The organism is Paenibacillus vietnamensis, assembly GCF_020169515.1.
GTDB lineage: Bacteria > Bacillota > Bacilli > Paenibacillales > Paenibacillaceae > Pristimantibacillus > Pristimantibacillus vietnamensis.
Genome location: NZ_JAHMHW010000020.1, coordinates 23,491 through 44,915 on the forward strand (window position 1 = coordinate 23,491; position 21,425 = coordinate 44,915).

The 21,425-nt window shown below is 55.0% G+C and carries 22 protein-coding genes, 1 riboswitch and 1 other annotated feature; of the genes, 8 read left to right on the forward strand and 14 right to left on the reverse strand.

Going from position 1 to position 21,425, the window contains the following annotated elements; genetic code table 11:
- Positions 1 to 16: 16 nt before the first annotated feature.
- From KP806_RS23750 to tnpA, 3 genes are all read right to left on the reverse strand, one after another.
- Positions 17 to 1,444, reverse strand: a complete 1,428-nt coding sequence (locus tag KP806_RS23750; protein WP_224726243.1) for a copper resistance D family protein — start codon at positions 1,442 to 1,444, stop codon at positions 17 to 19.
- A 139-nt stretch (positions 1,445 to 1,583) separates the two neighbouring features.
- Entirely contained in the window at positions 1,584 to 2,402 is an 819-nt protein-coding gene (locus KP806_RS23755; RefSeq protein ID WP_224726244.1) for an RNA-guided endonuclease InsQ/TnpB family protein, read from the reverse strand.
- On the reverse strand, positions 2,386 to 2,814 hold the full coding sequence (gene tnpA, locus KP806_RS23760; RefSeq protein WP_224726245.1) for an IS200/IS605 family transposase: 429 nt from the start codon (positions 2,812 to 2,814) through the stop codon (positions 2,386 to 2,388). The genes KP806_RS23755 and tnpA overlap by 17 nt, the downstream gene beginning before the upstream one ends.
- Positions 2,815 to 3,070: 256 nt before the next feature.
- On the opposite strand from tnpA, the gene KP806_RS23765 reads away from it, so the two are divergent.
- Entirely contained in the window at positions 3,071 to 3,214 is a 144-nt protein-coding gene (locus KP806_RS23765; RefSeq protein WP_224726246.1) for a hypothetical protein, read from the forward strand.
- Here KP806_RS23765 and KP806_RS23770 read toward each other — a convergent pair.
- On the reverse strand, positions 3,211 to 3,624 hold the full coding sequence (locus KP806_RS23770) for a gamma-glutamylcyclotransferase family protein (protein WP_224726247.1): 414 nt from the start codon (positions 3,622 to 3,624) through the stop codon (positions 3,211 to 3,213). The two genes, KP806_RS23765 and KP806_RS23770, sit on opposite strands and share 4 nt — an antisense overlap.
- Before the next feature lie 71 nt (positions 3,625 to 3,695).
- On the opposite strand from KP806_RS23770, the gene KP806_RS23775 reads away from it, so the two are divergent.
- The 4 genes from KP806_RS23775 (at position 3,696) to argS (ending at position 9,589) form a co-directional block, all read left to right on the forward strand.
- Positions 3,696 to 4,580 (forward strand): AraC family transcriptional regulator, encoded by an 885-nt coding sequence (locus KP806_RS23775; RefSeq protein WP_224726248.1) that lies wholly within the window; start codon positions 3,696 to 3,698, stop codon positions 4,578 to 4,580.
- A 122-nt stretch (positions 4,581 to 4,702) separates the two neighbouring features.
- Complete coding sequence (locus KP806_RS23780) at positions 4,703 to 5,992, forward strand: glycoside hydrolase family 27 protein (protein ID WP_224726249.1); 1,290 nt, start codon at positions 4,703 to 4,705, stop codon at positions 5,990 to 5,992.
- Positions 5,993 to 6,142: 150 nt separating this feature from the next.
- Positions 6,143 to 7,522, forward strand: a complete 1,380-nt coding sequence (locus KP806_RS23785) for a Glu/Leu/Phe/Val family dehydrogenase (protein WP_224726250.1) — start codon at positions 6,143 to 6,145, stop codon at positions 7,520 to 7,522.
- Positions 7,523 to 7,591: 69 nt separating this feature from the next.
- Positions 7,592 to 7,821: a binding site (T-box leader), on the forward strand.
- 61 nt (positions 7,822 to 7,882) lie between these two features.
- Entirely contained in the window at positions 7,883 to 9,589 is a 1,707-nt protein-coding gene (argS, locus tag KP806_RS23790; RefSeq protein WP_224726251.1) for an arginine--tRNA ligase, read from the forward strand.
- Between the two features lie 324 nt (positions 9,590 to 9,913).
- Here argS and KP806_RS23795 read toward each other — a convergent pair whose 3' ends face one another.
- Positions 9,914 to 11,224 (reverse strand): vWA domain-containing protein, encoded by a 1,311-nt coding sequence (locus KP806_RS23795; protein WP_224726252.1) that lies wholly within the window; start codon positions 11,222 to 11,224, stop codon positions 9,914 to 9,916.
- Between the two features lie 155 nt (positions 11,225 to 11,379).
- On the opposite strand from KP806_RS23795, the gene KP806_RS23800 reads away from it, so the two are divergent.
- Positions 11,380 to 11,682: a hypothetical protein gene (locus tag KP806_RS23800; RefSeq protein WP_224726253.1), complete on the forward strand. Its 303-nt coding sequence runs from the start codon at positions 11,380 to 11,382 to the stop codon at positions 11,680 to 11,682.
- Positions 11,683 to 11,750: 68 nt separating this feature from the next.
- On the opposite strand, the gene KP806_RS23805 is transcribed toward KP806_RS23800, so the two are convergent.
- The 3 genes from KP806_RS23805 to KP806_RS23815 all read right to left on the reverse strand — a co-directional run bounded on the left by KP806_RS23805 (position 11,751) and on the right by KP806_RS23815 (position 14,370).
- Positions 11,751 to 12,713 (reverse strand): aldolase catalytic domain-containing protein, encoded by a 963-nt coding sequence (locus tag KP806_RS23805; protein WP_224726254.1) that lies wholly within the window; start codon positions 12,711 to 12,713, stop codon positions 11,751 to 11,753.
- A 117-nt stretch (positions 12,714 to 12,830) separates the two neighbouring features.
- On the reverse strand, positions 12,831 to 13,577 hold the full coding sequence (locus tag KP806_RS23810) for a GTP cyclohydrolase II (protein WP_224726255.1): 747 nt from the start codon (positions 13,575 to 13,577) through the stop codon (positions 12,831 to 12,833).
- 28 nt (positions 13,578 to 13,605) lie between these two features.
- The gene (locus KP806_RS23815; RefSeq protein ID WP_224726256.1) at positions 13,606 to 14,370 is read right to left on the reverse strand and encodes a DODA-type extradiol aromatic ring-opening family dioxygenase; all 765 of its coding nucleotides are present in this window, start codon (positions 14,368 to 14,370) and stop codon (positions 13,606 to 13,608) included.
- A gap of 146 nt (positions 14,371 to 14,516) precedes the next feature.
- On the opposite strand from KP806_RS23815, the gene KP806_RS23820 reads away from it, so the two are divergent.
- Both KP806_RS23820 and KP806_RS23825 read left to right on the forward strand, forming a co-directional pair.
- The gene (locus tag KP806_RS23820; protein WP_224726257.1) at positions 14,517 to 14,840 is read left to right on the forward strand and encodes a winged helix-turn-helix transcriptional regulator; all 324 of its coding nucleotides are present in this window, start codon (positions 14,517 to 14,519) and stop codon (positions 14,838 to 14,840) included.
- 135 nt (positions 14,841 to 14,975) lie between these two features.
- Positions 14,976 to 15,139, forward strand: a riboswitch (cyclic di-AMP (ydaO/yuaA leader).
- A 5-nt stretch (positions 15,140 to 15,144) separates the two neighbouring features.
- A complete protein-coding gene (locus tag KP806_RS23825) occupies positions 15,145 to 15,570 on the forward strand; it encodes a hypothetical protein (RefSeq protein WP_224726258.1) in 426 nt (141 codons plus the stop codon).
- An 86-nt stretch (positions 15,571 to 15,656) separates the two neighbouring features.
- On the opposite strand, the gene KP806_RS23830 is transcribed toward KP806_RS23825, so the two are convergent.
- The 6 genes from KP806_RS23830 to KP806_RS23855 all read right to left on the reverse strand — a co-directional run bounded on the left by KP806_RS23830 (position 15,657) and on the right by KP806_RS23855 (position 21,416).
- Positions 15,657 to 16,061 carry a secondary thiamine-phosphate synthase enzyme YjbQ gene (locus KP806_RS23830; RefSeq protein ID WP_263575859.1) on the reverse strand — a complete coding sequence of 135 codons (405 nt, stop codon included), beginning with the start codon at positions 16,059 to 16,061 and terminating at the stop codon, positions 15,657 to 15,659.
- Between the two features lie 434 nt (positions 16,062 to 16,495).
- The gene (gene kduD, locus KP806_RS23835; protein WP_263575860.1) at positions 16,496 to 17,251 is read right to left on the reverse strand and encodes a 2-dehydro-3-deoxy-D-gluconate 5-dehydrogenase KduD; all 756 of its coding nucleotides are present in this window, start codon (positions 17,249 to 17,251) and stop codon (positions 16,496 to 16,498) included.
- A gap of 5 nt (positions 17,252 to 17,256) precedes the next feature.
- Positions 17,257 to 18,051, reverse strand: coding sequence for a DeoR/GlpR family DNA-binding transcription regulator (locus KP806_RS23840; RefSeq protein ID WP_224726259.1), 795 nt, complete (start codon positions 18,049 to 18,051; stop codon positions 17,257 to 17,259).
- A gap of 25 nt (positions 18,052 to 18,076) precedes the next feature.
- Entirely contained in the window at positions 18,077 to 18,907 is an 831-nt protein-coding gene (gene kduI, locus KP806_RS23845) for a 5-dehydro-4-deoxy-D-glucuronate isomerase (RefSeq protein WP_224726260.1), read from the reverse strand.
- A gap of 135 nt (positions 18,908 to 19,042) precedes the next feature.
- On the reverse strand, positions 19,043 to 19,354 hold the full coding sequence (locus KP806_RS23850) for a hypothetical protein (protein ID WP_224726261.1): 312 nt from the start codon (positions 19,352 to 19,354) through the stop codon (positions 19,043 to 19,045).
- Positions 19,355 to 19,442: 88 nt separating this feature from the next.
- Positions 19,443 to 21,416, reverse strand: a complete 1,974-nt coding sequence (locus KP806_RS23855; protein ID WP_224726262.1) for a glycoside hydrolase family 127 protein — start codon at positions 21,414 to 21,416, stop codon at positions 19,443 to 19,445.
- Between the last annotated feature and the right edge of the window lie 9 nt (positions 21,417 to 21,425).

Below are 21,425 nucleotides of genomic sequence, written 5' to 3' on the forward strand. Positions count from 1 at the left end.
ATCACGCCCTTCAGCTTTAGTCGTTGCGGAACGGAATCATCTGTGTCGTTACGCCGCCTGCTTTGTCCGTAATGACCAGCTCCGCCGTCCACTCGCCGCGCGAGGCAAGCACGACGTTATCCGCATTATAATCGGTTTGTTTGAAGCCAGGGAAAGCCTGATCTTCATCCGCACGATCGCTGCGCAGCGGCACCTCGACGGCGCCGCGCTCCGGGTCGCGGGCAGGCCGCAGCAGCAGGCTGACGGATGCCGGCGAGTCAAGCTGCTCGGGAAGCCATACTTTCAGCTTCACCTGATTGGGGCCCGGGCCGTTCGGATTGATATCCAGCGTATAATGCAGCTTTTCCCCCATTTTGTGGTAGTTGAGCGGCTCCGTATGAGGGACCGGGCTTACATAGGTTAAGAATCCCGCAAGGATCAGCACGGCGGTCATGATGACGCCATCCAGCTTCAGCAGCTTGCCCTTCGGAAGCTCCCCGCGTCTCGCAAGGCGGTGCAGGAAAAAGCCGGTTCCCGCGGCAAGCAGCAGCAGCACGGCTTTCGCCAGCAGAAGCATGCCCCAGCCCGAATAAATCAAATAAAGCCAGGAGGGCAGCAGAAGCGCCGTCATGACGATGCCGCTCACGGTCAGCAGCACGATCGTGATCCAGGCGATGCCTGCGAAACGTTCGGCAAACCGGCCCGCTTCTTGGCGTTCGGTGCGCCAATAGAGCAGAAGCAGCGTGATCCCTCCGGCCCATAGGGCGGCGCAGGCCAGATGGATGAAATCGAGCAGGATGGCGAGCGTATTGGACGGAAGAGCGTTCACATGCCCGTTAAAGCTTTCGGACGCGAGCAGCAGCAGGGCCCATACCGCCTTTAACGGATCGGGCAAGCGCAGTACGGCAAACCCAAGCAGGGCCAGCAGTCCCGTTGCCAGCCAGGAGCGGCCTGTCGTCGTTTCGGCCAGCAAGCGCAGCCATTCCTCGCCCCTGTTCCCGTCAAAGCCCTGCATCAAGCTCTCCATATGTACAAAAACGTACAGCAGCACGACGAGCAGCAGCGCTCTCATCGCCGGCAGCCCCCACCCGCCGGCCAGCCTTCGCGCGCTGCCGCCCTTGTCCTCGGGAAGAACGGCTGTCCAGAGCATCAGCCCCGAGACCAGTATCAGCAAAATATAATAAGCGGCCCTTACGGCAAAAAGCAGCGCCTGCGCTGCCGTAACCCCGCCGTCACCCTGGCCGGCCTGATGCTGATGATGGCCGACCTGCTCATGGGGATCAAAGGCGGCCGCTTCCTTCACGGCGGCATACGTCTGCGCCGACGCATCGGCCGGAAGAAGCATCAGGCAGGCCGCCGCCAGAGCAACCGCCGCAAGCAGGCAGGCTGCGTCGTATTTGTGCCGTAATAAGGGGAATCCGTCTGCGAATAAGACGCTTTGAAGCTGGCTTCGAATGTTACGCACGATGTCACTTCCTTTAAGTTGTTCAGCTACAGTGTAGTGAACCTCTCGTCGATGAATTGACGAGCTTCTCAAATCATCGGGACTCGCAACCTCGTCCCTCCTTGAAGGCCAGTTCCTGGCCTGATTGAAATGGTCTTTGCTACGATATGTCTTGCAAAGCTAGTTTTAATATGTTGGTGGCTGCATTTTCATCTCGATCTGCATCGTATCCGCAAGAACATTGATGAACACGTACAGCGAGTGATTTTTTGACGATTTCGCCACAATTCGAGCAGCGTTGCGAGGTGCGGTATGGATTCACTTGAACAACCTGACGACCGGCGCTTTCAGCCTTGTACGTCACGAATTGAACCAGCCCATTCCATCCGATCCGCTCTCCGTCTGATGTGACCGCAAGCCTCAAGATGCCAAGATCAATGCCGATCTGTTTTTCTGACGCGGGAAGAGGGACGTTCTCGACTTCACAAGAAAAGCAGGCGTAATAGTTGCCGTTCTTGACCATGATCGTACAGGTCTTGATGTTGCCTTGCGGCTGTCGATGAAGTCGGATTCGCACATCGCCGATCTTGGAAAGGCGAAGATGCTTTCCCTCTATGGTAAACCCGCTTTGCGGGTAAGTAATGGAGTTATACCGACTTTCCGGCTTGAATCTCGGGAAGCCTGCTTTTTCGCCAGTTTTGACGCGTCGAAAAAAGGCCTGGTACGCCTTATCCAGCCGTTCCACCACATTTTGATGAACCTGGGAGTGAACGTTTTTAAGTTCGGGTATGTACTTTTTTCTCTCTGGCAACGTTGCTTTTTGTTCGTAATAGGTCAAGCTTTGACCTGTTTGCTTGTAGGCATCGATTCGTTCGGCGAGCAAGCGATTGTAGAGGAAACGGCAGCGTTCCAGCGCAAAATGAATGTTCTCTTGCTCTTCTTTGGTCGGATATAATCGAAATTTATAGGTTCTCTGCACCAGTCGTCTCCTTTTTTTGTTTTTCGATGTACTGCTTTATCGCTTGTTCGGAGATCGAACCAATGGTTTCAATGAAAAAGCTGCTGTTCCAGAGATGCCCGCCCGATAATCTTGTTTTCAAGTAAGGGAACTTCTGAAACAGTTTTCTTGCAGAGATACCTTTTAACATTTTAACGATGTAGGATGGTGCTATTTTTGGATGTGCGGACGCGAAAACATGAATATGGTCCTTTTCGCCCACCTCCATCATAACCACTTCAAATTCTTTTTCTTGAGCAATTTCCTGGAATAGTTCTTTCAGATAGGCTTCGATTTCTGCTGAAAGTACCGATTGGCGATACTTAACGGACCAAACGATGTGATAATTGACGTTATAAACACATGTTCTTGCGTGCTTTATATTTTTTGTCATACGTATAGTCTACTAAAAATCAGTTATTATTCAAGTAAGCTCCATTGTTATGAGTTACAGATGGTGTATGTTTTCCCTGCATCCCCGTAAGCGGGATGATCGATTCCGGTATTGCATCGCGTATTGAACAACTTATCCTATCTTATTTTCGAACAAACCGGTTCCGCCTCTACAATCCCCGGCTCATACGCATAGAGCGCCGGCTTAAAGAACAATCTAGACGGTGTACTTCCATGAAGAGGAAAGGAGACTGCATATGAAAAAAGATTTTCGCCTTGCCGAGCTTAACGGGCAGCCGGACGCGCTTGACGCGATCCGCAGGCTGGAGGAGCAATTGACCGAGCAGTACGGCTCGGAAGTTGCCTTGGTCGCTTACTCGGAAGATAAGGAAGAGAATTAGGCGCCGCTGCCGTTGCCTTTACCTTTGCCGTAATCCGGCCAATAGCCGCCCGGGATAGCCGGACATCCCCTGTCACCGGCCCATACGTAAACCCATCCCGCCCTGTTGGCCGCTGCGGCGTCCCTCACCCAAACGCGCTCGTAATCGTTGCTCTCCTCGATCCCTCCGAACTCTTCGAGCTCATCCATGGCGGCAAGCGTCTCTCTATCGACGGCGATCCATAGTCCGCGTATAATACAATTGCGTTCCCGGGAAACCGGATCGCGAACGGCCGCGGGATACTCGCCGCAGTCGACCAGCCTGCCGGCTATTTGGCCCGGCGGGCCCGCTTCCATTCGGCCGGACACCACATGGTGGTTGCATTCTCCGGGAAGCAGCGTGCCGTATATAAAAACCCATATCGGTTTCATGAGCAAACCGTCCTTTCTTATTATCTATACAGATACAACCCGCACTTTCTGCGAAGGGAGCAATTCAACGCATGGTTACGCAGCATCCTTACGGCGTATACGGCTACCGCTTTCAGGATCCTCCCGAGCTTCCCATCTTCCAGCTGTTCGCGACGGGCTATCAGAGGGAGACGAAGCCCGATTATTACTGGGACGGGATGAAACGGATCGACGGTCCTTTATATCTTGTGCAGTATACCGTATCCGGCCAAGGCCGCTTCCGGAACGGGCCGAACGTGCACGACATGCGTGCCGGCAGGGCGTTTCTCGCGGAAATACCCGGAGACCACCATTATTGCCTGCCGGAAGAAAGCGATCACTGGACCTTCTATTTCGCGTTGTTCCGGAAGCGGCATCTGGAGCGGCTGTGGGGCGAGCTGATCGGGGCCGTCGGCGACACCCCGTTCCTGGAGCCCGCCGGCGGCGCCGTGCTGTGCCTGCAGCGCTTATTTCTGGAGGCCAGATCAAACCGGATTCACAACAGCTATCAAGCTTCGTCGATGATCTATCAGCTTATGATGGAATTGATGGCTGCGGGGACAGCGCCGCAGCAGGAGCGCGCGAACTGGCCGCAGCCGGTCAGGCAGGCCGCCGCATTTATGGAAGCGGAATACGGCCGTATTCAAAGCCTGGACGACATTGCGGGCTCCGTATCGTTGTCCAAATATTATTTTACAAGAATGTTTACGGCGGCGACAGGACTCTCTCCGATGGATTATGTGACAAAGCTCCGGATCGAAAAAGCGGCGGAGCTGCTTCGGTTTACGACGTTGTCCGTCGAGGAGATCGCCGCCAGGGTCGGATACGCGAGCGGAAGCTATTTCAGCAAGGTGTTCCGCGCCAGGGTAGGCTTCCCTCCCGGCGACTTCCGGCTGGCAAAGGGGCTGCCCTCGATCGAACGGCTGCATATCGATTAACGTTAGTGGAAATGAGCAATATTTTACATGTATTCGCAACATATTGTGCTAGTCATACGGTCCCTTCCCGTTTTACGATAATTGCAGAAGAGCAATATAAAGATGAGAGAGGACGAAATCGAATGACTAACGTGAAGAAGCATCACCAGTATGCGGCAACACCTCCGCTCGGCTGGAACAGCTGGGACTGCTACGGCGCCGCCGTAAGGGAGGAAGAAGTCCGAGGCAACGCGGAGTATATGGCCGAGCATTTGAAGAAATTCGGCTGGGATTATGTCGTTGTCGACATCCAGTGGTACGAGCCAGGCGCCCGTTCCTCGCAATACCGGCCGTTCGTTCCTCTTGAGATGGACGAATACTCGCGCCTGATTCCCGACGCCGGCCGGTTCCCGTCCGCCGCAGGAGGGCAAGGCTTTAAGCCGCTTGCCGATTACGTGCACAGTCTTGGGCTGAAGTTCGGCATTCATATTATGAGGGGAATTCCGCGCCAGGCCGTCCACGCCGATACCAAAATCGCCGGAACCGACGCAACGGCGCGCTCCATCGCCCATACGAATTCCATCTGCCCATGGAATACGGATATGTACGGTGTCGACGCCTCCAAGGACGGCGCGCAGCAATATTACAACTCTTTGTTCGAGCTGTACGCTTCCTGGGGCGTGGACTTCGTCAAGGTGGACGATATCGCGGCATCGCGGCTGTACGGCATTCACTTGCCGGAAATCGAGTTAATCCGCAACGCAATCGAAAGCTGCGGCAGACCGATGGTGCTCAGCCTGTCTCCCGGCCCCGCACCGCTCGAGCGCGCCGAGGAGCTCGCGGGCCTGGCGAACATGTGGCGGATGACCGACGACTATTGGGACATCTGGCATCTGCTGCACGGCATGTTCGAGCGCTGCGAAAAATGGGCTCCTTATGTGACGGAAGGCGCATGGCCGGATTGCGATATGCTGCCGCTCGGTCATATCGGCATCCGCTCGGTCGACGGCGGCGCCAGCGACCGCTGGACAAGATTTACGCGCGACGAGCAGGTAACGATGATGTCGCTGTGGGCGATTTTCCGTTCGCCGCTCATGTTCGGCGGCGAGCTGCGAGACAATGACGAATGGACGCTGTCGCTGCTGACGAATGAAGAGGTGCTGGAGCTGCACCGCAGCGGACGAGGCGCCCGGCAGCTATTCCGCGACGGAGAGCGCATCGTATGGACGTCAAACGGCGAAGACGGCGCCCTGTACGTCGCCTTGTTCAATGCCGGCGAAGCGGAGGATACGGTCGCCGTTTCTTTGGAGCAGCTGGGACTAAGCACCGTTCCTCAGGCACGCGATCTCTGGAAGCGCGAGGATCTCGGCCTGCTGGACGGGCTATCCTTCACGCTTGCACCGCACAGCTCCGTTCTTCTTAAATTGACTTAGGCTTCTTCAGCAGAATAAGATTGCACCTTAAGCCCCTGTACGGTAACGGCGTTTTGGCCGGATCGGTACAGGGGCATTTTTGGTCTGGCGGGAAACATATGGTAAAGTTAGGTAAGTCATTTACCATAAGCATGAGGAGGTCGTTCCGTTATGGCCAGTCAAACCGGCTCCATCGTTCAGCAGTCCCTGCAAGCTCTAATGGGAGATGCGGCTTTTCTTCCTAACTTGCAGGATCAGGCGCGGGAGCAGGCTTTTCTGTCGCTTGCCGCCATTCTTTCCACCCCGAACAAAGTACATAAAGCGTTTCTGCGCATCACCCTCGACAGCGGCAACGTCGTCCGCATTCCCGCTTACCGTATCCAGCATAACGACACGCTCGGGCCTTACAAAGGCGGCATCCGCTTCCACGAATCGGTGAACGAGGAGGAGGTGACGAATCTGGCTGCGCTCATGACGCTGAAAAACGCCCTTCACGAGGTGCCCTTCGGCGGCGGAAAAGGCGGAGTCGTCATCAACCCGCGCACCTATTCAGCGAAAGAGCTGTATCTCATCTGTAAAAAATACGTGCAGTATTTCTCCGACGTGCTAGGACCCGACAAAGATATTCCGGCGCCAGACATGGGAACCGGAGAGCGCGAAATGGACTGGATGATGTCCGAATACAAAAGCATTCATCCCGGCCACCCGTACCTTGGCAGCTTCACCGGCAAAAGCATTTTGAACGGCGGCTCCCTCGGACGCCGAGAAGCTACGGGCAAAGGCGTGTATTTCACCTTCCGCCATATGCTCCATGACTTCTTGAAAGGGCAAAGCGGCTGGCTGTCCGGCAGCACGAATCCATTCGTCCGGACGGCGCTCGCACATGCGGACCGTCCGTTATCGGTCGCCGTGCAGGGCTTCGGAAATGTCGGTTCCGTAGCTGCATTGGAGGCTTACAAATGCACGTATTTGCATAATAAAGTGGTCGCAGTCAGCGACCGCAGCGTTACCCTCTATAATCCCGACGGGCTGCCGGTGCCGGCCTTAGCCGATTATGCGGCCCGGCATCAGGGCGACCTGCCGGCGACCGAGGCGGCGCTGGCCGAGCTCGATCCGAAGGCGCAGCTATTAGGGCGGGAGGATGTGCTTTATTTGGATGTCGACGTGCTTATCCTTGCCGCTTTGGAGGAGCAGGTGCGCAAGGACAACGTCGGCAGGGTGAAGGCGCGCATTATCGTTGAAGGCGCGAATGCTCCCGTCACCGGCGAGGCGGACGCTGCGCTTGCGGAACGGGGGACGATCGTGATCCCCGACATTTTGGCCAATGCCGGCGGCGTTATCGTCTCTTATTTCGAGTGGCTGCAGGGCCGGGAAACGCAATTTTTCACCGAGGAGCACATTTACAGCATGCTGTACGACAAAATGCAAAAAACGCTGAATGCCATTTTGCCCGCCTTCTTCGGAGACCCCCGCCCTCTCCGCCAGCACTGCTACATCCACGCCGTCATGAAGCTTTCCGCCGCGCTGTACCGGCAGGGTAAGCTTTACTAGCAGCAGATCCGGCTGTAGAGACTTGCCAGTACGGCAATATTATGGTATCGTACGATCAAATCACATATCATAACGTTTATGAACGGAACAGTACTTCATGGAGAACAGTCTCAGCGAGCCGGGTTGGTGGAAGCCGGTACGTAGCTCATGAAGGAAACGGGCCCGGGAAACGGTTTGCCGAACGGCTTGAAGCAAGCTAAGCAAACCCGGTCACTGACCGTTATCAGTAATCGAGAGGTTAGACGATTCGTTTGACACTTAGAGTGGCACCGCGGGAAGCGCCAGCTCCCGTCTCTTATTTGAGACGGGGGCTTTTTGCGTTCTGCCGTCCATCACCAATCCGAAGGAGAGTGCACCGCCATGCAAACGTACAAAACGCTTATAGCCGGACAAATTTCGCAGCTGATAGACAGCGTGACGGCAGAAGAAATAGCGGGTTGGTTCGAATATCCCCCGAATCCTGAAATGGGGGATTTGTCGCTGCCATGCTTTAAGCTCAGCAGAACGCTCCGCAAATCGCCTGCGGCCATCGCCGACGACTTTAAGCAGCGCCTCAAGCTGGATGCCGTCGATAAAATCGATTCGGCTGCCGGCTACCTCAATTTTCACCTGGATAAGGAAGTGTTCGCGGGCGGCGTAATCCGCGACATTCTGGAGCAAAGGGACCGGTACGGCTCGAAAAATACCGGAGCCGGCAAAACGGTCGTCATCGACTACTCGTCGCCGAACATCGCGAAGCCGTTCCACGTTGCCCACCTCAGGTCGACGGTGATCGGACACTCGCTGTACCGGATTTTCTCGTTCCAGGGTTATTCCTGCGTCGGCATCAACCATCTGGGCGACTGGGGCACGCAGTTCGGGAAGCTGATCGTCGCCTACCAAAGCTGGGGCAATCCCGACAGTGTAAATGATGGCGGGATCGACGAACTGCTGCGTCTGTACGTCAAATTCCACGACGAAGCCGACCGGAATCCTTCGCTCGAGGACGAGGCGCGGGCCTGGTTTGCGAAGATGGAGCAAGGCGATGAAGAGGCTTTACGCCTGTGGAGGTGGTTCGTAGACATCAGCTTGAAGGAGTTCATGCGGATTTACGAGCTGCTCGGCGTACGATTCGACTCGTTCGCCGGCGAAAGCTTCTATAACGATAAGATGAGCGCCGTCGTGGACCAATTGAAAGCCAAAAACCTCCTCGAGGAAGACGAGGGAGCCTGGCTCGTCAGGCTGGACGCCTATGACATGCCGCCCGCCCTCATCCTGAAAAAAGACGGCAGCTCCCTCTACCATACGCGCGACATTACCGCCGCGCTGTACAGGAAGGAAACGTACGGCTTCGACAAGGCGGTCTACGTGACCGATTATGCGCAAAACCTCCATTTCCAGCAGTGGTTCAAGGTAGTCGAGCTGCTCGGCTGCGAATGGTCAAGCGAGCTTGCCCATGTTGCATTCGGCCGCGTGAGCATGGAAGGAGCGAGCCTTTCCACCCGCAAAGGCAATATCGTCAAGCTGGAAGCGGTTCTGCAGCAATCGATCGCAAAAACAAAAGCGATCATCGAAGCGAGAAATCCGGAGATGGAAAATGTGGACGAGGTCGCTAGGCAGGTCGGCGTCGGCGCCGTTATTTTCAACGATTTGCACGCGAACCGGATCAAAGACATCGACTTCTCCTGGGATGAAGCCTTGAACTTCGAAGGGGAAACCGGCCCGTATTTGCAGTACACTCATGCGCGCGCTTCCAGCGTGCTCACAAAAGCAGGCGCGGAAGCCGCCGCATCGCGGGAAGGGCTGGTCCTGACGCATCTGAATCATGAGGCCGCCTTCTCCCTGCTTAAGGAGCTGTCGATGTTCGGAGAGCATGTCGAGTGGGCGCTGAACAAGCTGGAGCCGTCCGTCATCAGCCGGTACTTGATCGGACTCGCGCAAGCCTTTAACCGCTTTTACCATCATTGCCCTATCCTTGTTCAGGATGAGCAAGCCCGCGAAGCCCGGCTCGCACTGGTGAGCGTCACACAGACGGTTCTGCGCAGCGGTATGCATCTGATCGGGCTGGAATCCCCTGAGAAAATGTAGCGGAGTGCGAGTACCCCCCTTCTGCTGTGCCTGTGCCTGACCCGTTCGTCCGATTCGGTTGAGTTACGCGGACTTGCTAAGCAGCCTGCCGGACTCGCGATCCGTTATTTGCTCCATTTGGCTCAAAATAAGGCAAAACCGGACTGCAGATCCGTTACTTGCTCCAAATCGGCCTGATTTAGAAGGCTTAAGCAGCAAATAACGGATCCCAGGTCACAAAATCACGTAAAACACATTAAATTTGTAAAAATTACAGTTCCACGGCCATTGAAAATTCATCCGGCTGTGCCTGTCCAGCCTCCCGTTACCGGCCGAACACCATCATTACGGCTGTACGTACCGGTTAATGACCTCGACGAGCAGGTCATTAAGCAGCTTCACCTCGTATTCGCCGGCGGCGGGCTCGAGATGGTCGCCTCCGATGCCGCTGTCGTCGGTCAGGAACAAATAGGTTCCGCCGGTTGCCGCGGACATGAACCGGAGCATATACTCCGTATCGACGCTCACTCCGCTCGAGGCGACCGGTATGATCCGGATGCCTTTGGCGGCGGCATCCTCCGTCAGCTGATGAATCTCGTCGATAACCTGAGGATCGTCGTGCGGCGGCGCATCGAGAACGAGAAACAGAAGCCGCGCCCGTGCTTCCTTGCTCCAATCGTGCTCATGAATCGCATCGCGCAGCGCCTGATCGACGGCCTCCGGGTAATCGCCGCCCCCCTGCGCTTCCTGCTTGCTGAACTGGTCGATGACCTTATTCACGTCCGCCGTGAACGGATAAGGCTTCACAATGTACTCATCATGCCGGTCCCGGTAAAAATTCGCGCTGACCCGCATCCCCAGCTGATCAGCCTGTTCGTCCGACACCCGCTTCACCACATCCTTCAGCTCCGCTTCCAAATAGTTGAGCTCATCCTCCATCGAGCCGGTCGTATCGACGACGAACATCAGGTCAACCTGCATTGAAATAGCAGCTGCCTTGCCCAAATCAACCTTGACCGTTCCCTGCTGCGGGATGCTAAGCGGCTGCGTCGTTTTGCTTTCCTGGCCCGAGCGAACTTGAACCGTATAAGCCCCTTGATTCGCCGACTCCCTGAACATGCCCGCATACACATAAGCCCGGCCTTCCGTATTCGTACGCGCCTTCCAAGCCGTATCCTTCCCAGACATCAGCAGCACCTCGGCATCCGTTACGGCCCTGCCGTTAGCCGTTACGACGACCTCCAGCTTTTGAAACGGATCAAATTGCCAGACCCTCTTGCTGTCGTCTCCTTCCTGGGTATTCAGCAAATTGCCGAAGCTTTCCCACGCCGCCAAATCGTCCCATTCCCCGGCCGTCAACTGGCCGGCTTGCGCCTCTTGTCCTTGATTCGGGTAGCGCCGCTTGCCTTCTTCTTTCTCTCTTTCAGGCTCGCCGCCCGAAGGGGCGCGGTCAACTTCATTCGAAACTTCTCCATTCGAGGCCCCCTCGGATGTCCGATCGCCCGCATTACCGCTGTCGGCGCTTTCCGAAGCGTCGTTTCCCGCCGCCCCGGAGCATGCGCCAAGCAGCAGCGCCAACGCCAAAAAAACCGCGAAAGTAATACTGACGCCTTTCCCTGCGCGGCCCGACCCTTTGAATGAAAGACCCTCCTTCATCCTTTCAACCCCTTTTTATTTGTATTTGCTACACTGACGTGGGGCGCCTTACAAATGTTGCATAAATGCTCCGCAAAGATTACAATCGGTTTCAGACATGCGGCAAGTTCCGGGGCAGGACGGCGGCATGGTTCATACATAGGAGGACTTCACCTTTGGAAACCTTTGACCTTATCGCGATCGAAATTTCGTTTCAGCAGCAGACGAAGGCTCTGTCCTTTACGTCAGCGGCGCTTGTTATCGTCTCGGATTACGGGGACCGGCTGTGGTACGTCGACATCAACGGAGTCGCGGACCGCGAGCTGTTAGCATGGTTCGGGCAAAGCGAGGATATCCGTGTGCAGCTTACAGCCGTCGCGGACAGCGGCCAAGCTTTCCGGGGAACAGGCTACCTGCATCCCAACGAACCGCATCAGGCTGCGGCGATCCGCGGCGACGGAGAGCTGCTTGCGCAGTAGACTTATAATCATTAAAAAGCAGCTCCGACAAAACCTGGTTCAGGCCCGTCGGAGCTGCTTTTTACTTCTTATTTGCTGTGAGCGACTTCCGGTGTCGTCAAGCGGTCGTAAAACTCTACGCCCTTGTCCTTGTCGGCGGAGTCGCGGAGCGCCATAGCGGAACGCGGATGCTCGTCCAAAATGCCGGTAATCATGTAAGGGATAATATAACCCCACTCTTCTCTCTCGCGAAGAGGAATCATAAATTTCTCGATCATGTCGAGGACCGGACGGATGCTGTACTTCGTATTCTGAAGCTCGGCGACGAGCAGCTCGGTATTGCAGTTGCCTGCCGCGCGGCCCATGCCGTATACGGAAGAGTCAAGCAGCTCTACGCCGTTCTCGGCCGCCAGAAGCGTGTTCGCGAAAGCAAGCTGCAGATTGTTGTGCGCATGAACGCCAAGCCGCTTGTTCGGAAGGTGCTTCTTGAACTTATCGACCAGGTAGCTCATGTCGTTCGGCTTCAGGCTGCCGTATGAATCCACGATGTACACGACGTCTACGACGCTTTCATTGATCAGCTGGAACGCTTCGATCAGCTGGTTCTCCATCACGTTGGACAGCGCCATAATGTTAAGCGTCGTTTCGTAGCCGCGGTCATGGAATACTTGAACGAGCTCAAGCGCCTTATCCACGTCCTGAACGTAGCAGGCAACGCGGATCAGGTCGAGCATGCTTTCGCTACGCGGCAAAATGTCGCTCTCGTCTACGCGGCCCACGTCAACAAGCGCGGACAGCTTCGTGTTGCCTTTGTTCGGAATGACTTTTCTAAGAAAGTCATCGTTCAGAAAACGCCAAGGGCCGGCGCTTTCCGCGCCCTTCAGAAGCTTTGGCGAGTTTTTATAGCCGATTTCCATATAATCGACGCCGGCTTCGTTCAGGCTTTGATACAAGTGCTGAACGAACTCCACGCTAAAATCCCAGTTATTGACGAGACCGCCGTCGCGGACCGTGCAGTCAACAATTTTGCAATGGCTCGTTTTTGATTGCATGCGTAGTACTCCTTTGATGTGAACATGAGTTCAGTTTTTCTCATTTTACTTGAAAAGGAGGAGGAACGCAAAATGTTTTTGTCGATAAATGGCTGAATCTGGAGCCTTCCGCATCCGCTATTTTACGATCTTTTGCGGCTCCCCTGCAAAGTGTCCGGAACGGCTGATCTTCGTCTGGAGATACTTCTCGTTATAAGCGGAGGCATTGCCCCAAAGAGGCACTCTGCCGGAGACGCTCATGCCGGCCTTGCGCATCGCTTCCACTTTACGCGGATTGTTCGTGATGATCGATACCGGCAGCTTGCGCAGCAGACCCAGCACGGCTATTGCGTCGCTGTAATCGCGGGAGTCGTCGGCAAAGCCGAGCTCCAGATTCGCGTCGACCGTGTCGAGCCCTTCCTCCTGCAGCAAATAAGCGATCGCTTTGCTGAAGAGGCCGATACCGCGCCCTTCGTGATTTGCCAAATAAAACAGAGCTCCCGAGCCGTGCTCGGCAATAATCCGCATCGATTGCTTCAGCTGGAAGCCGCAGTCGCACCTGGCGCTTCCGAAAATGTCGCCCGTATGGCAAATGCTGTGCATCCGGATAAGCGCGTCGGGGTTATGAGCAAAATCGCCGTACACGAGCACGCTCGATTGCTGATGGTCCGCGTAATGGACCCGGTTCAGCTCCTCGACCAGCTCGGCTGCCGCCAGCTCCTTGCCCGCTTCTTTCCTCAGCCAGCTGTACCACGCGAAAATTTTCGTCTCGCCGTCCAATTCGACGGGCAGCTTGACGGGTCCGACAACGTAAATGTCTTCGCTGCCATTTTGCGTTTTTGTTATTTTATCCTTAATAATGGCTTCAATGCTTGATTTAATCATAGCGGCGCACCTTCTTCGATTGATTGGATTAGAATCGCAGCGACAGATTGCTTAACGTTCCGAACTGATAGCTGCGGTGAATGATTTGCGGCATCTTCGAAGGGTCTCCGCTTCCGAGCGCGATATATAACGGAACAAAATGCTCCGCGCGCGGTACTGCCATTTTAGCATGTGGAGCAAGCCGTTCATAGTCAAATAAGGATTTGGTGTCATGGGCATTCATTTTCTCGATCAGCCAATCGTCGAACTCGACCGCCCATTGCTCCGGCTCCCGCTGGCCCCACTTCACCGCGCGCAAATTATGGACGGTTACGCCGCTGCCGATGACCAGAATGTTCCGGCCGCTTAAGCTCCGAAGAGCCTCTCCAATCCGGTATTGCTCCTCCGGGGACCGGAAGGGATTCACCGATACCTGCACGACAGGCACGTCCGCCTTCGGGAACATATGCTTCAGCATCGTCCAGGAGCCGTGATCCAATCCGCGGTACCGGTCGAACTGAACGGGAAAACCGCCGTCCTCCAGCAGTCTGCCGACCAGCGCGGCCACCTCCGTTGAGCCTTTGGCCGGGTATTTGACTTGATAAAGCTCATCCGGAAACCCGTAAAAATCGTAAATCGTTTCGTATTCGTCATCCTTCGAAGATATCGTGACCGTATCCGTCTCCCAGTGAGCCGTAAAAATCACGATCGCGTCAGGCTTTATAGAAGCTCCGGTTTGCTGCAAAAACCGGCTGTATTCGTTTTGTTCAATGGCCAGCATCGGAGATCCGTGCGCCAGAAATAAAGGATTCATGAGTGTTGCCCTCCAAATCACTTACTATTTGTAACTAATTATAATTTTATAACTTGTGTTAGTCAAGTAATTAACAACAACTTAGTGTGCTTGTATAAATAAGATATTGGAGGTATACTTAAAAGAAGCAAAAAGAGGTGATACCGATGGATCAGTCAAACCTTTGTCCCCGTTTCCAGAAGGGAATGGACATTATAAGCAAACGTTGGACCGGCCTAATCATATACCAGCTGTTATCCGGCCCGCAGCGCTTCTGCGCCGTGCAGTCCGCGCTGCCGATCAGCGGCAGGCTGCTCTCGGAGCGCTTCAAGGATCTGGAGACCGAGGGCATCGTAGACCGCCACGTCTACCCCGAGATACCGGTCCGGATCGAATATTCGTTAACCGAGAAAGGGCGCGCGCTCGAGCCTATCATCCGGGAAATTCAAGCCTGGTCGCAAGATTGGATCAAGCCCGATGCCCCTCACTGAATGACAGCTTTCAGAATGCCGGCACGCGGTTTCATGCTGCGGCCGGCATTCTTTTGGATTTAGCCGCATAAGATGCAAGCAAGCATAAGCAATGAATGGTTTACAAAGTTGCGCTGCAGGTTTAAAATATTAATGAAACCATTAACGCTTAATTTTTCGCAAGAAAAAGCGGGGGAACCAACGCGTCCGTGACGAATGCCGGTACGCAAGGGGTGAATCCGGGGATTTGTGCCCCCGGTAGGGCTTTCTCTCTAGCCCGAATCCGACAGCTAACCTCGTAAGCGACCAAAGGAGAGGTTTTTTTATGTTTTGCCAATCTTCACAGCACGTGCCCCAATCCACCGAACACTCCTCCTCAATTACCATCACCCGCATCGAGCTTTTCGTCATTCCCGCGCTGGCCATCGATTCCGCCGGATACCGGATCTGTCTTCGTTTGACTTCGGATTTAGGGTTTGGCTGGAGCGAAATGTTTATTGACGAAGCCGATGAGATGATGGATCTCGAACGCTGCAGTGATCTGCTTGTCTCCTTCATTAGGAGCGTCAGCCTCCCGTTGCTCCATGATTTCCAATATGACAAGTTCGATCAGGAAGGCCGCGCATTAGATCTGTTAGCCGCAGCCATCCAGCAAGTCACAACGCTTTCCGCCGAAACCGCTCCGGCAGCGGCGGATACCGAAGAGTATGTGCTTCGTCAGCGGGCCGTGAACTATGTATCGTTGTTCTAAACTAAAAGAACGAGTGGCAGAGCTCGCTAACCGTCAACAAAGTTAGCGAAGCCTCTGCCACTCGTTTTTTCGTATTTATTGCCGGATCAGCAGCGGTCTTCCACAATCTTTACATAGAATCGACGCGACCGCGGCCCGTCGAACTCGCAGAAATAGATACCCTGCCACGTGCCGAGAACGAGGTTTCCGCCTGCGATCAGCACCGTCTGGCTCGAGCCGGTCGTAATGGCTTTCAAATGCGCCGCGGTGTTGCCTTCGGCATGGCGGTCTTCTCTGTGATGCCAGGGATAAATTTCATCCAGGCGGCGCAGCACGTCGCGTACGACGTCGGGGTCCGCATTTTCGTTAATGGCCATGCCTGCCGTCGTATGGGGACAATAGACGATTGCGAATCCGTCCTTCACTCCGCTCTCGCGGACGGCACCACGTACCAGATGCGTAACCTCGGCCATCTGGTCTCTTGCACTCGTAGATAATTCAAATGTTCTCATGATACTTTCCTCCGTTCTATTTTGGTGTATTATAGCATTAAAAACAATCCTTCCGCCCCTTTTACGCCTTCCGCTGTATCCTCTAAATGCGCTACTCTGACTAGCCTGTTTCTCCTTCTTAGCAAAATAACTGGAATCGATGTATTTATTTCAGCTTAATCCCTCTTCTTAGCAAAATAACTGGATTCCATGTATGTAAATCTACGCGAAACCTCACATCTGAACATGATTAGCCGATTTATAGGGAGCAAATACAGTTATTTTCTAAAAAGAAGAGCATGTTTAAAAAATAACTGCATTAAATCCAGTTAGGTTAGGCGCGACTCAAGCGGACCTTACGGGGCAGAGTGCAATGGATGAGCAAGTGAGACGCGAAAAGGCCGTCTCCCATGCAGCATATGCCGCACAGGAAACAGCCCGATTTAAGCCAAATCCTATCGGACGAGCCAGCCGCCGTCGACGGCAAGCACATGTCCGTTCATGTAATCCGACGCTGCGGAAGCCAGGAATACCGCTGGACCTACGAGATCCTCGGAGGAGCCCCAGCGTCCTGCCGGAATACGCTGCAAAATTTGCGTGCTGCGGACCGGATCCTCACGGAGCGCTTCCGTGTTGTCCGTGCTCATGTAGCCCGGCGCAATCGCGTTGACCTGAAGGCCCTTGCTTGCCCATTCGCTCGCAAGTGCTTTCGTAAGGCCTGCAACCGCGTGTTTGCTGGACGTGTAGCCCGGTACGTTGATGCCGCCCTGGTAGGAAAGCATCGAAGCGATGTTGATGATTTTGCCGGAGCCCTGCTCGATCATGTACCGGCCTGCCAGCTGGCTAAGCACGAATACGGAGTTCAGGTTCACGTCAAGCACTTCCTGCCAATCCTCATAGCTGTGATCGACTGCCGGCGTTCTGCGGATAATGCCCGCGTTGTTCACCAGAATATCGATGCGGCCAAGCTCGTCCGCCGTGCGTTCGATAATGCCGGCCAGCTTGGAGCGGTCGCCTACGTCGGCTTGAATGGTAATCGCTTTGCGGCCTAGCGCGCGAGCAGCCTCCGCGCCTTTGTCGGCCGGCGTACGGTTCGTTACGAATGCCACGTCGGCTCCGGCCTTCGCAAGGCCAAGCGCAATCGCTTCGCCAAGACCTCTTCCCGCGCCGGTCACGATCGCGACCTTCCCTGTCAAATCAAACAAACTCATGATCTTTACACCTTCCCCTTCGCTTTCTTGCCATTGCCCGGCAGCGCCGCTTTCATCATCCGCAAGCCGTGCGCCTCGTACTTGGCGGCCACCTCGTCTTCGATCCCCTCATCCGTAATGATGATGTCGATCTCTTCCAGGCCGGCATAGGTGATCAAGGCGCCTTTGTCGAACTTGCTGCGATCAGCCAAGCAGTAAACCGTCTTGGCATTTTCCATATACAGTTTCTTTAGCTTCGTCAGCTCTTCGGTAAAAATCGTCAGGCCGTACTCCAGATGCACACCGGTCGTAGACAGGAACAGCTTGTGGACATTCAGCTTTTTGATCCAGTCATGCGACTCGGCGCCGATGAGCAGATTGTTATGGCGATAGCCGCCGGGGACGACCAGCCGGACCTGGTCCTTGGCGGTCAGCTCCCGGATAATCAGCAAGTCGTTCGTCAGCACCGTCACAGGAATGTTCGGCAGCCTCCGGGCCATTTCCAGCGTCGTGCTGCCCGCGTCCAGCGCAATGATATCATTCGGTTCGATGCAGGTAAGCGCAAGAGAAGCGATCGCTTCCTTCTCCTGCTGATGCTTGCTGTTCGGAAACTGCAGCGGGAACAGGCTGTCTTCGCCGCCCTGCTCGAGCACCGCCCCGCCGTGCGTCCGCTTCAGCAGCCCCTTCTCCTCCAGCTTCTCCAGGTCCTCCCGGACGGTCTTCTCGGTGACCTGGAACTGCTCGCTAAGCTCCGATACTTTGACCGCGCCAAGCTGCTCTAGTTTTTCTATAATCTTGCGATGCCTCTCTGCAGCAAGCATGGTGCACCTCCCGTAGCGAATGAATCTATTTTAGCTCGCTGGCAGGTACCGCGTCCATGTCCGTAAACGTATAGTTCTCGCCTGCCATCGACCAGCAGAACGTGTAGTTGCTTGTGCCGACGCCGGAATGGATCGACCAAGGAGGCGAAATGATCGCCTGCTCGTTCGCAACGACCAGATGTCTTGTTTCCGAAGGCTCGCCCATCATATGGAAAATGCGGGTATCGGCGTTCATATCGAAATACAGGTAAGCTTCCATGCGGCGGTCATGCACATGAGAAGGCATCGTATTCCATACGCTTCCCGTTTGCAGGCTTGTTACGCCGAGCATCAGCTGGCAGCTTTGAATGCCGTCTGCGTGGATATATTTGTAAAGAATGCGTTCGTTGGACGTTTCTTGGGAGCCAAGATGCGTCGGGTTCGCTTCTTCCATCGTCATTTTGCGGGTTGCGATTTCTTTGTGCGCCAGCGCGGAGCAGAAGTACAGCTTCGCCGGGTTCGTTTTATCCGGGCTCGACACCTGCACTTGACGCTTGCCTTTGCCGACGTACAGCACGTCCAGCTTGTTCAGCTCGTAAACTTCTCCGTCAACGGAAATTTGGGCCGGGCCGCCGATATTCAGGAAGCCGATCTCGCGGCGCTCCAGAAAATATTCGGTTTTGAGCGTAGCCGCCGCTTCAAGCTCAAGCGTTTCGTTAACCGGGAACGCTCCGCCGACTACCATACGGTCATAATGTGTATATGTCATTTTCAATTGATCCTGCACGAACAGGCTTTCGATCAAAAACTCGCTGCGCAGGCGTTCAGTCGTATATTGCTTTACATCCGTAGGGTTAGTTGTGTGACGCACTTCCATTGGGGTAAAACCTCCTAATAGGTTTGATATTGTTCGTTTATAATCATAACACACATTTACGAACCTAAACAGTACCATTCTTTCAGAAAAAAAAACAGCCCTTCGCCTGTTATGGCTAAGGACTGTCGAAAATATTCAATATTTTTTCCGGTTCCCGCGCGTCGCCTGGCGTGCCAGATCCGCATCCGGATCCAGGGAGCCGAGCTCCCGGTAAATATCCTGCAGCGACGGCGGCGCTTTTCTGCGCGACGGGGCCGAAGGGCGGGTCAAATCGTACAGCATGAGGGCGATCACAAGGACCAGAAGCGATCCGAGCATGACGGCGCCCGTCTCCGCAGACTCCGCCAATTCTATCACCAACACGGAAAACAGAAGCGCCGGAGCAATGAATAGGATCAAGAGCGCGCACAGCAGCGTTCGGCCGATTATTTTTTTCAGCAGATTCATGGCGGTCTCCTTTGCGAAAAATAATCACCTCATTTATATAGATATGCAGCTACTGGTTATCCTCATTTTCATTTTCCGGCTGACTTCCTTAAACGCGCTCCTTCACCCATACCGCCATTTCGCCTTTGCCGCGGTTCGCCCAAGCGTAATATGGAATGAAGGTTGCGGCCGCCGGCTTCAGCTTGACATCTGCGTCCGTACGGTACAGCTGCGTGCCCCATTGCTCCGTGTCGAGGCGCAGCGCTTCGGCGGTGATGACCTTCAGCCCGCCTGCAAGGCTGTCGTCGGCACTTACTTCGAGCTTCGAATCCTGCGGCAAAATAAGCTCCTGCAGCTGAGCGCCGTTATCCGCCTCCTCGACGCAATAGACGAGCGGTCCGCGCTGCAGCGCGACCTTGCCCGCATTTTGCTTGACGAGCGGATGGCTTCTGACGCGCATGACCGGCATTTCAAGCACGAGCTCCACCACATCGCCCGTCGCCCATTCCCTTTCGATCATCGCGTAGCCGTCCGCGATTTTGCCGGAAATGTCGTACGCTTGGCCGTTTACGAGCACTTCCTGCTTCGAGGACCAATCCGGCAGGCGGAGCGCCAGCGCGAACTTCGCAGAATGCTGCAGCGCCACCTCAAAGCGGACTTTCCCTTCCCAAGGCAGGCCGGATTGCTGATTCAGCGTAAGCTTCGTTTCGCCGAGCTCAAGCTCGACTTGACCTCCGATATACAGATGCGAATAGACCGTATTCTCCTTTACGGAGTACACATACTCGCCGAGCGACGCCAGCAGCCTCGCGATGTTCGGAGGGCAGCAGGCGCAGCCGAACCATTCCTGGCGCACCGGCTTCACGTGATTGAAGTTTTTGTTGCGTCCTTCGCATACGTCAGGCGTCACCTCAAGCGGGTTGACGTAGAAGAAATGTCTGCCGTCGCGCGACATGCCCGCGATGACCGTATTGTAAAGCGCACGCTCCATGACATCCGCATAACGGCTGTTCGGCTCGAGCTGCAGCATGCGGTGAGCGAAGAAGATCAGTCCGATCGATGCGCACGTTTCCGAGTACACCGTGTCGTTCGGCAAATCGTAATCGAACGAGAAAGCTTCGCCGTGCGCCATCGACCCGATGCCGCCCGTAATGTACATTTGCTTGGAAGCGATGTTGTCCCACAGCCTGCGGCAGGCCTCCAGCAGCGACCGGTCTCCCGTCTCGCGCGCCACGTCGGCCATCCCGGCCAGCATATACACGACGCGGACCGCATGGCCGACCGCCGCCTCCTGCTCCCTTACCGGCTTATGGACCTGGAAATATTCCGGATCGATATGAATTTTGTTTTTGCTCCAATGCGTCGTCCAGCCTCTGCGCTCCGCTTCCTCCACGAAGAAGCTAGGCTGCTGGCCGCGCTTATCGATGAAGTAACGGCTGAGCTCCAAATATTTGCGCTCGCCCGTCGTTTCATACAGCTTGACCAGCGCAAGCTCAATTTCCTGATGGCCGTCATAGCCGGCAATTTGGCCCGGCCCGTCTCCGAACACGACCGCAATATCGTCCGCGATCCGGCATACGATATCGAGCAGCTTCCGCTTGCCCGTCGCCTGATAATAAGCGACGCCCGCTTCGATCATATGACCCGCCGTGTAGAGCTCATGGCACTCCGTCAAATTCGTCCATTTGCCTTCCGGCTCCTTGATTGTAAAATAGGTGTTCAGGTAGCCGCTCGGCTGCTGCGCTTGTCCGATCACGTCGATCATCTCGTCCGCCACCTGCTCCAGCGCGGCGTCGCGTTTCGCAGCGAGCAAATATGCAACCGCTTCCAACCATTTGGCGACGTCAGTGTCCTGGAACACAAATCCGTAATAATCGCCCTGCTCCAGTCCTGCTGCGATTTTGAAGTTGCTTACGGCGCCGCTGCGCTCGGCACCTTCGACACGGTCGTTAATCGCTTCCCACTGGTACGGAACGACGACGTCTCTGACGAGACGGATATAATAATTCCAGAAATCATCCTGAATATTGACCTGCTTCATAGAAACCGGCTTTGCTTTCGCCGCGCTTGCCGTTTGTCCCATACCGAATCG

Bases quoted from the DNA above. Each gene is read 5' to 3' on its own strand.
- kduD (WP_263575860.1), bottom strand. From the start codon at position 17,251: ATGAGTTTGTTTGATTTGACAGGGAAGGTCGCGATCGTGACCGGCGCG.
- KP806_RS23825 (WP_224726258.1), top strand. From the start codon at position 15,145: ATGTTTTGCCAATCTTCACAGCACGTGCCCCAATCCACCGAACACTCC.
- KP806_RS23855 (WP_224726262.1), bottom strand. From the start codon at position 21,416: ATGGGACAAACGGCAAGCGCGGCGAAAGCAAAGCCGGTTTCTATGAAG.
- KP806_RS23820 (WP_224726257.1), top strand. From the start codon at position 14,517: ATGGATCAGTCAAACCTTTGTCCCCGTTTCCAGAAGGGAATGGACATT.
- KP806_RS23775 (WP_224726248.1), top strand. From the start codon at position 3,696: ATGGTTACGCAGCATCCTTACGGCGTATACGGCTACCGCTTTCAGGAT.
- KP806_RS23780 (WP_224726249.1), top strand. From the start codon at position 4,703: ATGACTAACGTGAAGAAGCATCACCAGTATGCGGCAACACCTCCGCTC.
- kduI (WP_224726260.1), bottom strand. From the start codon at position 18,907: ATGGAAGTGCGTCACACAACTAACCCTACGGATGTAAAGCAATATACG.
- tnpA (WP_224726245.1), bottom strand. From the start codon at position 2,814: ATGACAAAAAATATAAAGCACGCAAGAACATGTGTTTATAACGTCAAT.
- KP806_RS23850 (WP_224726261.1), bottom strand. From the start codon at position 19,354: ATGAATCTGCTGAAAAAAATAATCGGCCGAACGCTGCTGTGCGCGCTC.
- KP806_RS23805 (WP_224726254.1), bottom strand. From the start codon at position 12,713: ATGCAATCAAAAACGAGCCATTGCAAAATTGTTGACTGCACGGTCCGC.
- argS (WP_224726251.1), top strand. From the start codon at position 7,883: ATGCAAACGTACAAAACGCTTATAGCCGGACAAATTTCGCAGCTGATA.
- KP806_RS23810 (WP_224726255.1), bottom strand. From the start codon at position 13,577: ATGATTAAATCAAGCATTGAAGCCATTATTAAGGATAAAATAACAAAA.
- KP806_RS23765 (WP_224726246.1), top strand. From the start codon at position 3,071: ATGAAAAAAGATTTTCGCCTTGCCGAGCTTAACGGGCAGCCGGACGCG.
- KP806_RS23770 (WP_224726247.1), bottom strand. From the start codon at position 3,624: ATGAAACCGATATGGGTTTTTATATACGGCACGCTGCTTCCCGGAGAA.
- KP806_RS23785 (WP_224726250.1), top strand. From the start codon at position 6,143: ATGGCCAGTCAAACCGGCTCCATCGTTCAGCAGTCCCTGCAAGCTCTA.
- KP806_RS23795 (WP_224726252.1), bottom strand. From the start codon at position 11,224: ATGAAGGAGGGTCTTTCATTCAAAGGGTCGGGCCGCGCAGGGAAAGGC.
- KP806_RS23840 (WP_224726259.1), bottom strand. From the start codon at position 18,051: ATGCTTGCTGCAGAGAGGCATCGCAAGATTATAGAAAAACTAGAGCAG.
- KP806_RS23815 (WP_224726256.1), bottom strand. From the start codon at position 14,370: ATGAATCCTTTATTTCTGGCGCACGGATCTCCGATGCTGGCCATTGAA.
- KP806_RS23830 (WP_263575859.1), bottom strand. From the start codon at position 16,061: ATGAGAACATTTGAATTATCTACGAGTGCAAGAGACCAGATGGCCGAG.